Source organism: Nostoc sp. 'Peltigera membranacea cyanobiont' 213 (assembly GCF_002245975.1).
GTDB lineage: Bacteria > Cyanobacteriota > Cyanobacteriia > Cyanobacteriales > Nostocaceae > Nostoc.
The window spans coordinates 17387-28058 of the sequence record NZ_NOLI01000106.1 but is presented as its reverse complement, the minus strand read 5'-3'; the positions used below and the strand labels follow the sequence as shown (position 1 = coordinate 28058).

The 10672-nt window shown below is 41.7% G+C and carries 9 protein-coding genes, 1 pseudogene and 2 riboswitches; of the genes and pseudogenes, 3 read left to right on the top strand and 7 right to left on the bottom strand.

The window, feature by feature from the left end; all coding sequences use genetic code 11:
- The first annotated feature begins 182 nt into the window (after positions 1-182).
- Entirely contained in the window at positions 183-1217 is a 1035-nt protein-coding gene (locus CDG77_RS24165) for a ribonucleotide-diphosphate reductase subunit beta (protein ID WP_190234058.1), read from the top strand.
- Between the two features lie 62 nt (positions 1218-1279).
- Positions 1280-2161: a DUF6602 domain-containing protein gene (locus CDG77_RS24160; protein WP_094331887.1), complete on the top strand. Its 882-nt coding sequence runs from the start codon at positions 1280-1282 to the stop codon at positions 2159-2161.
- A gap of 241 nt (positions 2162-2402) precedes the next feature.
- Here the strand turns inward: CDG77_RS24160 and CDG77_RS24155 are convergent.
- A pseudogene (locus CDG77_RS24155) lies at positions 2403-2489 on the bottom strand (DUF4346 domain-containing protein); the annotation flags it as partial.
- 96 nt (positions 2490-2585) lie between these two features.
- On the opposite strand from CDG77_RS24155, the gene CDG77_RS24150 reads away from it, so the two are divergent.
- On the top strand, positions 2586-3356 hold the full coding sequence (locus CDG77_RS24150) for an Rpn family recombination-promoting nuclease/putative transposase (protein ID WP_094331886.1): 771 nt from the start codon (positions 2586-2588) through the stop codon (positions 3354-3356).
- Between the two features lie 123 nt (positions 3357-3479).
- Here CDG77_RS24150 and CDG77_RS24145 read toward each other — a convergent pair whose 3' ends face one another.
- The 6 genes from CDG77_RS24145 to CDG77_RS24120 form a co-directional block, all read right to left on the bottom strand.
- Positions 3480-3863, bottom strand: a complete 384-nt coding sequence (locus tag CDG77_RS24145) for a DUF4346 domain-containing protein (protein WP_094331891.1) — start codon at positions 3861-3863, stop codon at positions 3480-3482.
- Positions 3864-4047: 184 nt separating this feature from the next.
- Positions 4048-6300, bottom strand: a complete 2253-nt coding sequence (gene metE / locus CDG77_RS24140) for a 5-methyltetrahydropteroyltriglutamate--homocysteine S-methyltransferase (RefSeq protein ID WP_094331885.1) — start codon at positions 6298-6300, stop codon at positions 4048-4050.
- Positions 6301-6375: 75 nt separating this feature from the next.
- Positions 6376-6786, bottom strand: a complete 411-nt coding sequence (locus tag CDG77_RS24135) for a DUF1636 domain-containing protein (RefSeq protein WP_094331884.1) — start codon at positions 6784-6786, stop codon at positions 6376-6378.
- 297 nt (positions 6787-7083) lie between these two features.
- Positions 7084-7226: riboswitch (cobalamin riboswitch) on the bottom strand.
- A gap of 229 nt (positions 7227-7455) precedes the next feature.
- Positions 7456-9294, bottom strand: a complete 1839-nt coding sequence (locus tag CDG77_RS24130; protein ID WP_094331883.1) for an N-acetylmuramoyl-L-alanine amidase — start codon at positions 9292-9294, stop codon at positions 7456-7458.
- A 483-nt stretch (positions 9295-9777) separates the two neighbouring features.
- Positions 9778-9930, bottom strand: a riboswitch (cobalamin riboswitch).
- A gap of 145 nt (positions 9931-10075) precedes the next feature.
- Positions 10076-10315 (bottom strand): hypothetical protein, encoded by a 240-nt coding sequence (locus CDG77_RS24125; RefSeq protein ID WP_094331882.1) that lies wholly within the window; start codon positions 10313-10315, stop codon positions 10076-10078.
- Positions 10316-10377: 62 nt separating this feature from the next.
- The gene (locus CDG77_RS24120; RefSeq protein WP_094331881.1) at positions 10378-10590 is read right to left on the bottom strand and encodes a chlorophyll a/b-binding protein; all 213 of its coding nucleotides are present in this window, start codon (positions 10588-10590) and stop codon (positions 10378-10380) included.
- Between the last annotated feature and the right edge of the window lie 82 nt (positions 10591-10672).

The window sequence follows — 10672 nt, the reverse complement described above, 5'->3', positions numbered from 1 at the left end:
TATAGTTCATAAATACTATTCGCCGACAATTAGTTAAGTACTAATGAACTTGTGACAGTTAGGGTGCGGAATGTGGGTTTTAATCCTACTCCCCACTCCCCACTCCCCACTCTCCACTCCCCACTCCCTACTCCCTACTCCCTACTCCCTACTAAAAGATGTACCAACCAAGACAATCATTAATGCCGATTAATCCCGTTTTCAATCCGAACGGAAATGATGATACAGGAAACCGTTTGATATGGTTCGGAGAGACTACGAACTTAATGCAATTAAACGACGTTCGCTATTCGTGGGCTGTGTCTCTCTACCGTCAAATGCGAGAGAACTTTTGGATTCCCGAAAAAATAGACATTACTCAAGATGTAACAGATTACGTCAATCTCACGCCTGGAGAACGACGTGCATTTGATGGCATCCTTAGTTACCTGACGTTTCTCGATTCAGTGCAAACCTGTAATGTGCCTCACATCAAAAACAGCGTGACTGCACCAGAAATTGCATTGTGTATGGCAGAACAAATTTCCCAAGAGGCGATGCACAATCAGTCTTATCAATACATTATTGAGACGGTGATTCCCAGCGATCGCCGCACACACGTCTATGATTTTTGGCGGAGCGATCGCATTCTCAAACAACGATGCGAATTCATTGCTGGATTATACCAAAAGTATGTCGATAACCCGACACCAGAGAATTATTTCGTATCTCTGTTGGCGGATTATTTGTTAGAAGGATTGTACTTCTATAACGGGTTTATATTTTTCTACAATTTGTCATCACGGATGCTGATGTCTGGGAGTGCCGATATCTTTAGAATGATTAACCGAGATGAACTTTCCCATGTGCGACTGTATCAAAAATTGATTCCAGAAGCGATGCAAGTTTTCCCCCACAGCCGCGAACAAATCTACGAAATGTTTGCTCTAGCTGTCGAGCATGAATGCAAGTGGACAGGACATATTGTTGGAGATGATATTCTTGGGATTACGGCAAACAGTACAGAACAGTATACAAAATATCTGGCAAATGCTCGTTTAAAGGCGATCGGTTTAGAGCCATTATGGACAGAAGCTATCTACAAGAAAAGCCCCTATGCTCACTTGGAGCGTTTTTCAGATACTAAGAAAGAAGCTCACACAAAGGCAAACTTCTTTGAGGCGAGTGTCACCAGTTACGTCATGTCCTCTAGCATTGAAGGCTGGGATGATTTCTAAGAGGGGTTTATTATTGGTTAGGATTGGAAAAAGTGCAAGCTTAAGCAAAGCAAGGGGAATGCATGTCAGGCTTTGATCCAGCACAGTTCGTTAATCGCATTGGGCGACGGCTTGTAATGGAGTTTGCAGATGCAAGCGAGGCTGGTACGCCCGGACTGATTGGTAGCGCGCGCGAACATCCGGCACGTGTGCAACTTGTGAAATTATTACCGACTTATGTATCTATGGGAACCGGTTTGCTGATCGATAGCTATGGTGGGCAGAGCAAACAACAAGATATTGTTATGTTCGAGCGTGACTTTTGCCCTGTCTACTCAATTAATGACGCTCCGGATGCTACCTATTTTCCAATTGAGGGCGTTATTGCAAACGGTGAAGTGAAGAGTTCAGTTAATAAAAGGGTTTTATTTGAGGCATTAAATAATATTAGGTCAGCTAAGTCGCTTCGCAGGGATGCTCACAAGACTGACGAAGGATTTGGGCCTCTTGCCTCCTTTAGAAATTTCGGGATGGGGGTTTCCTTCGCCGCCACACCTAGCAATGAATTTAATCAAGATATCAACTTTAGGGATCAGATTTATAGCTTCATTCTTTGTAACTCATTTACTCATAGTCCAGATGCAGTTTTGGACAATCTCATAGAATATCAACGCCTTCAAGGTCACGAATCTATGCCTAATCTTATAGTATCTCTGAACGACGGATTTATTCAGGGTATGCAGTCAAACAACATGAGCCTACAGTTCTCATTGCTCACCTCTGATAGTTTCTCGTTTGTGCCAGCTTCGGATCGGTGCTTTGCGTACTTAGTCAATCAGCTACGACAACATGTTCGCGAAGCTCGCACTGTCCCTCTTCAAGCACTTGACCGTTATATGACATCTCTCAATGGCGCACTACCGTCTTGCCGAGCGCGTCGTTTTGAAATTCGGCAGGCGGTCTGATATCGAGGCAACTTGGCTCTACTCCTTGCTGGGCGGCGGTCTAGCAGTGGCGTTGTCGGCGTATAAGGATGACCGAGACAGGCACAACTGGCACCTTGACATGGCCGATCCAGGCGATCCGGGGCGCGTCATCAAGCACCACCTAACAAACGCAATGCACCGGGACTTTAAAGTGTGATGGTTGTGTGTCTGGACTTGTCTGAGTCCGGTGATTGCGAACGTTAAATTATCACAAGCCTATTTAATCCTGTACGTAGTCTTGTCCTGTCACCAATGCCAATTCTGCTCGCATAAACTCACGTCCCAAGTAAGCCGCATGATGCAATCGGCGGTTGAATAGTTGTAGCGATCGCCCTACCACACTTCATCAAACGTTAGATTTACTCAAAATCAAATCGGTATAATCAGTTGTACAATCTCTCCCATGTATGACGATACCTGCCGATTCCTTGCCGAACACTTCTCAGCCGACTTCGCCAGTTGGCTGTTAGGAAAGCCTGTCACGATGACAGAACTCAAGCCCTCTGAACTCTCCCTCGATCCGATTCGCGCCGATGCCCTAATTTTGCTGGAATCAGACGAATCTGTTTTGCATATCGAGTTCCAAACACTTCCCAAGAAAAATATTCCATTCCGTGTTTTGGATTACCGCGTGCGAATGTATCGCAAAGATCCAAGCAAACCGATGCGGCAAGTTGTGATTTATCTGAAGCAGACTAGCTCAGAGTTGGTTTATCAAACGAGTTTCACAATGGAACGCACACGCCATGAATTTGATGTCATTCGGTTGTGGGAGCAACCTGCCTCACTCTTTTTGCAATATCCTGGACTATTGCCCTTTGCTACACTGGGACAGACTGCCAATCCAGCAGAGACATTACGCCAGGCGACTACAATTGCCGATCAGATTGAAGACCCAGCGATACAGGCTAATCTGATAGCAGCCTCAGCAATTCTGGCTGGGTTAAGATTAGAGCAAGACGTAATTTATAGTCTAGTGCGGAGAGACATCATGCAGGAATCTGTGATTTACCGTTCGATTCAGGAAGAAGCAGAGGCAAAAAAACAGAGAGAGATTGCCAATAATTTACTAAGGGAAGGTTTACCGATTGAGATGGTTGCTCGTGTAACAGGCTTATCGATTGAGGAAGTCCAACAACTTCAACAACAACTGAATGAGTCTCCACAAAATTAGCCCCAACTGTATGGCGATGGACTACGCCCCACCGCAGGCGATCGCCTCATAACAAAAAGGTTATCGGTGTTGTCGCAAAAGCGATCGGCAACCCATCAACCGCACCGTTAAGTCATCAAAAGTTTAATCCTGTACGTAGTCTTGTCCTGTCACTAATGCTAATTCTGCTCGCATAAACTCACGTCCCAAGTAAGCCGCATGATCCAATCGGCTAACTGGGCAAGGTTTTGTTGACTCAAACAGTTGAATGCAAATTTCTTTAGCAGTTCTTCCTGTAAATAGGGCAGTAGGTTGTCGTTCAACTTTGACCGTTGCAGGGATGGGCTTTCCGGTTTCTGGATCGATAGCTAATCCTTGCTCATTAACTTCATTGGTAAAATGTTTCGCACAGATCAAGCCTGCTCCCCGATCTAAATAGATGATAAAGTAACCTGCCGGATCGAGTTCTAAAAATCGCTTGGATAGTTTGTAGTCAATTGCTGCGATCGTTTCCACTGTCGTTATCATCATTTTTAAACTCCAAAACAAAAAGCACCGCTCTAAACGCCAAGAAAAGTCTGAGCTTCATATCTTCAGTGAACGCAGAGAAGAATAGTGTAGATAATTGGGCATTACTGTTGAGTTCAACAATAAGCAAGAGGGCAAAAGTCTTAAAGCACTCCCAAACTAATGCCTGTAGCTACTTTTACTGTTATTTCACAGTCGCGTTTGCTTCCTCCCGTAGAACTTTCGTGGCTTCCACCATGTTCTTTAAAGCCGGAATCACCTCTGACCATCTCCGAGTTTTCAAACCACAATCTGGATTTACCCAAATTTGTTTTACGGGTAAATTAGCAATTCCAGTCCGCAATTGTTGTAAAATCTGCTCAGTTGTCGGGACAACAGGACTATGGATATCGTAGACTCCATTACCAACTTGATGTGAGTAACCACCCTCTGTGATTTCTCGCAAAGTTTGATTATTGCTGCGACTATTTTCAATCGAAATAACATCGGCATCTAACCGTTCAATATCCTTGATGATGTCACCAAATTCGCAGTAGCACATGTGGGTATGAATTTGGGTTTGGGGTTGGGCTACTGCTGTCGCCAAACGAAATGCATCTACAGCCCAAGATAGATATTCATTCCAGCGCTCAACCTTTAGGGGTAAACCCTCACGTAGCGCGGGTTCATCTACTTGAATTACCTTTGCACCAGCCGCTTCCAAATCCGCTACCTCATCCCGCAACGCTAAAGCAATCTGGAAAGCTTGTTCTGACCTGGAAATATCAGTCCGGGGGTAAGACCAATTTAAGATAGTTACAGGAGCCGTCAACATCCCTTTTACAGGTTTTTCTGTCAAAGATTGAGCTACTTTAAACTCACGTACCGTCATTGGCCCAGTCCGAACCACATCACCGTAAATAATTGGTGGACGAACATAACGGCTACCATAGCTTTGCACCCAACCATTTTCAGTGAAAGCGAAGCCTGATAACTGCTGTCCAAAAAATTCCACCATATCGGTGCGTTCAAATTCACCATGAACTAAAACATCTAATCCTAATTCCTCTTGTAGTTTAATGCTTTCAGCAATTTGAACATCAATTGCAGCTTCGTATTCTGACTGACTCAATTCACCCCGTTTGTAACGCATTCGGAGTTGGCGAACTTCAGAGGTTTGGGGAAAGGAACCAATTGTAGTTGTCGGGAACAGAGGAAGCGAAATTTGTGAATCAAGCCGCAATCCATAGGATAAGGAGCGCTGAAAATCATCAGTCTTCAGAGTTTTCAGTCTTTCTTCAACTGACTGATTTGCTGGATTAAACTCCTCGAACTTACTCCAGCTAGTCTCGATCAATTCTTGCTCTGCTTTAGTGTTTTCTCCTGTTATTGTCCGAGCCAAGAAAACCACTTCTTGAAGTTTCTGTTCAGCAAAACTCAAGACATTGCGTAGCTGTGATGGTAATCGTTTTTCTCGTTTGGCATCGTAGGGAACAAATTGTAAGGAAGCAGATGGTTGAATATGTATAGATGTTCCATGTAAAGTCTCTACAATCTCTTGTAAAATGGGAATAACTTTCTCGGAACGAATTTGCCAAATATTTCTTGCGTCTATAATTCCTGCACCTAGTCGCTTATTTGGTGGAAAACCGTAGGTTTTGATTAACTCTAAATTACGTCCTCGTGTAAAATCTAAACTAATTGCACTAACTGGCAATTCCATTACCCAAGAGTAGGTTTCCCCCAAATCATCAAAATAAGTAACCAAGTGTAGGGGTATTTCAACTGACGAAAGTGATTGATAAACTGTTTGAAAGTGTGATTTCCAAGAATTCGCATCACCTAAAACAAGTGCAGGTTCATGTATTTGCACTTCTTCTACTCCCAGATTTTTTAATTCAGTGAGGAGGTTTTTGTATAGCGGAATTAACTTTGATACTGCTTGCTGAATATTTAGTGATAGTTTGCTTAAGCGCAGCAGAGTACAGGGGCCAAGTACAATCGGAATTGCCCGTTTACCTAATATTTTTTGAGCGCGGCTAACTCGTTCTAAAAAGTCACTGAAATCAGACGGTAATGTTGATTCTGCAATTTCCGGGACGAGATAGTGATAGTTAGTATCAAACCACTTGGTCATTTCCAAGGCAGGAATTCCTTCTTTACCCCGTGCCATTGTAAAGTAGCGTTCTAACCCGGAAAGCTGTTGAAATCTTTCAGGAATTAGCCCAAAACGAAATGTCCAGTCAAGTACATGATCGTAGAGAGTTGTGTCTCCAATTCCAATATGGTCAATTCCGGCTTCAAGTTGGGTTTTCCAGTTAGATTCCTCGACTTTTTGCACGGTTTGGAGTAATGATTCTGACTCTAGATTACCACTCCAAAATGCTTCTAGCGCTTTCTTGACTTCCCGGTTTTTACCAATGCGGGGATAGCCTAATGTTGCTGTTTGAATCTGCATTACTTTCTATTCCTTTGAAGATTAATGATTTAGGTACTAGTAATTGGGAACTGGAAAATTTTACCCAGTCATCAATTAACAACAACTTATATTTAATTTTGCCCACTTATTTAGTGGTGGAATACTTGCCAGAATACCTTTTTTTAAAGGTTCAGGGCGTTCTGACCAAGACAGTGAACCATTGGGTTTAGCATAATATTGACTAGCACATTGCAAAATAGCAGATGCACTACTATCAACTGGTAAATCACCAAAGAGATAGGTTGATTTACCTTCTGCAACAAAAGCAATAACACAAGAACGACTACAAGCACTCATGCATTCAACTCCCTGAATGTGGAATTTATTTCGCAATTCCCAATTGAGTGCAAGTTGTTGAAGTTGTTGTAGTAGTTGTTCACCTTTACTTTCACCAACTCGTTTACCGTCTTGCCACACGCTGTCACAAGTCGTGCAAACAAATAAAGTATGTTGTTTATTGAGCATTAATTTTGAAGTTTGTAGAAAGAAGTCTGAATCGCAGATATGACAACTTTTTGCAGTCGTGCAACTGCAAAAACTTGTAAATTTGGCAACAATGATGTTACAAAAGCTTTCACGCCAATAAAAAACTAGCGCAAATGACAGTTGCACCAAAGCATAATTGCAATTATCAATAAACTGCCTATAATTTCACAGCCATGAGTAGTCTGTGGGGTATCTCTGGCATTATGAGAATGTGAAACTGATGTATCGTTGAAATATTTTTAGGAGTATTCACCTGTACCTCGCAGATGGGTATGAGTTTGTCTGTTACTTTCGGCGGGCATTCTGACTCACAAGGCAAACCTTGATTACAGCTGCGGGACAGCGCCGGATTTACACCGGACTTTCCCCGTTTCCTCTAGTGGCTGTTCCCCACTAGAACCGAGTTCTAAACTTAGACTATATCATTGTTTACAGTTTAATGCAAAATTCAATCACCTGTTTTGTTATTGCCGGAAAACTCTGATTTAGGGAGATCCAAAAAATAAAATATCCAGCCGGATCAAGGATCTTATGTCCACACGACTATATCTTTGGCGATGAAAGCCCTTCCCTACGGGACGCTGCGGAACAGACGAAAGCGACGGCTGGTCACTTTATGATTGGTAAGTGCCTTCACAAGAAACTTACTTACCTTTGCTGTAAATACTGGAGGATACCGCGAACGATCGCCTCAGCCATCCGATTATCATACTCTGGGTTCGCCAGTCTGGGGTTATCTTCAGAACCTGTTACAAAACCAGTTTCTATTAAAATTGCGGGCATAGAACTTTTTCTCAGCACATAAAATCTAGCTCGTTTTACTCCTCGGTCTTTTAATGTCGGAATGCCTTGAAGAATGCTTTTGTGAACCACTTGCGCTAAACGATAACCCCGGTCGTAATGATAGGTTTCTAAACCATTTGCACTAGGGTTGTTATCAATTGAATTTGCATGAATGCTCACGAATAAGTCTGCATGAACATGTTCTGCCATGACAACTCTAGGAGCAAGATCGATAAAATAGTCAGCATCCCTTGTCATGATGACTTTAATACCATTTTGCTCTAAAAGTGAGGCGACCTTTTTACCAATCCTCAAGATGATATCCTTTTCTTGCAGTCCATGAAGACCAATAGCACCTGCATCTTTTCCCCCATGTCCAGGGTCGATAATTATGACTATTCGTCCTTTGGGAGGACGAGGTATAGGTTGTGAGGTTTCGGATGCAGTCGTTGGTGGAGACTCAGGGTCTGGGAATGCTGTTGGTAAAGGAGGAAAAACAATTGGGGGTTTTGTTATAGAAGCAGAGGGTGGTAAAACTAAGCGATCGCGCTGAAATTCTAATGCTAATATTTGAGAACTAATTTGGTTGAGTTGCTTAATTTGTACCCTAGACACAGGTTGAATATAAATTACTACGGTTTCTCTTTCTTGCTGTTGTAGACGTACTCTCAACACGGGACTATTTGCATTCAAAGTCGGCCCGGTAATATTGCTTGCGAGTTTAGCATTAGGGATAGCGATTCGGTAAAGAGCTGTTTGTCTATCCCAGTTACTAGTGACATTTGATAAACTGCGATCGCTTCTAATTAGCAATTGTGTACCATTGCTTCCCAGTTCTACAGACTCAATTGTGGAAGGGGGAGTAGGTACTTGGGTAACTGGGTTAGGTTGATTATTGCTTTGTTGTAACTTGACTACTCCACTACTAGGTAACAGTACTATACCGTCGCTACCACTAACCGTTGCCTGCCAATCAGGACTATTTTTGTCTATCCGTAAGGTTATGCGGACAGTGGGAATTGTACTTTGTAGTTGAGTAAATTGGATGCTATTGACATCGTATCGGTTGATAAACTGCTGCTGTTGCAGATTAGGCGATAGAGTTGCACCTTTAATATTAATGTCTATAACGCTACGATTATCGCTGCGATTTACCTTAATTTCTGAATTATTACTGCCATTAGTACGGATAAAAAATCCATCTCCTGTGACTTGTAAATTTTCAATAATAGTTGTCCTCGATGTAGTTTGTGCAACTTGTTTTCCATCAGCTACCACACTGTAAATTCCACTTGGGGATGATGTCGTCTCTACGCGTTCTGGCGATGGTAACTGTACAACCCATTGATTGCCGATTTTTGATGTAAATTTTACAAGTTGTGGATCGAGAGTGTAACCTGGATTCAGTTCTACAACGATGCGAGTCTTTTGAGCATCAAATTGTCCGAAGCGGATAGCACGAATTGCACCACCTACGGACTGAGTAAAACCAGGTTTTCCTAAACTAGTTCCAGGTAAATCAATTACCAAACGAGTGGGGTTAAAAATTAACTGTGCCTGTGGTTGTACAGCATCATCAGTCGTAAATTCCAGTTGCTTGGAGACACCATCAAATCGCCAAGATTCTAGTTTTGCAGCAAGTGCGGGAGACGTGAGTATAGCAATATTTAATATTGTACTGGGTAGCAGCCAGTGTATTTTCACAGAGTACTCTCCTGTTTCGATTTTATGACATAAAACAATTTGTATTTGTTTCTACTCACACCAGTACTAACCCAGCATAAATATTTTGATGCTAAGTGTTCGTTTAGTTGGGTATTTAAATGCAGCAAAGCCGCGTTAAATATTACCCACCGAATCTAATTTTGTTCGCTCAAAAATTTACAAAATTTAGTTTTTTCAACGTACAACTATCAGAAAATATAGCTAAAAAACTTGAAGACTTAATCGGGTTAATTACAGTTTAATTAACCTAATTAAATAAATTTCATCCAAATGTTAGCCATGCCAAGTTTTCATAAAGCATAGTTGATAGCTGTATGTTTGTGCTTTTGATATCGTGATAATTGTTGTTTAGTAAAATCCACTACCTATGGATTTTTACTAACGCAGATAGAAAAATGATGGATGGTATAATCTGAACTCTGACCGGAGAAAATTTTGTCACATCTGTACCTCGCAGATTTTTTAGGCATGTTAACATCGGCGGGTATTCTGACTTTGAGACTTGTTTTGAACACAATCTCATTACAGCTGCGGGACAGCGCCGGATTCACACCGAACTTTCCCCCTTGCGCCTGATGGCTGCTCACCATCAGAACCGACTAATCGACCCATTATATAGCATAATAAGGAAAATAATACAAGATCAAGTTTTAGTTAACAGTCACTCTTATTTGAAGATTTCATGACATTAAAGAAGTCTTGGTTGTCATAACCAAGACTTCAAGTGAATTTATTCAATTGAACACGCTTACACAACTGCTTATCCCAAGTTGCTGAAGAAAATTGCCCAAAGAGTTCCTGTTACTCCTACAGCAATTAAAAAGTTAGTGAAAAACTTGCCCAATTCAATTTCTTGTCCCAGTGCTTTGTCGTCTTGACCTGCGGTAAAAAACAATGACCAAGCTTGGTTGAGATTGATTTTTTCAAAATTGGTGAAATCAGGTCGAAAAACAACGGGGCCAATTAAATCCTTTTTAGGGAAATCAAAATCAGTTCTCATAAATTTCCTTGCTTAATGTTCTATGCGTTAATTGAATGAAATTTTTGAATAGTTAAAATTATCTACAGGCTTGTCAGCCATCCAATCAGTCCGTGTCCAGTGATTACTTCTACAGCGATGAGTGAGACGAAGCCAATCATTGCCAAACGACCATTTAGTTTTTCAGCATACTCAGTAAAGCCAACTCTTGGAGTTTGGTCTACATAAACTTTTGGTTCGATTGCAAAGTTGTTGAGTTGACCAAGTTCGTTCATGGTAAAACCTTTGCTTGTCATGTCTTTTTTCCTTTACTTGCTTATGTAACCAAATATAACAATATGTAAATATTTTTTGCAAGCACTTGACACGAATAAAAAT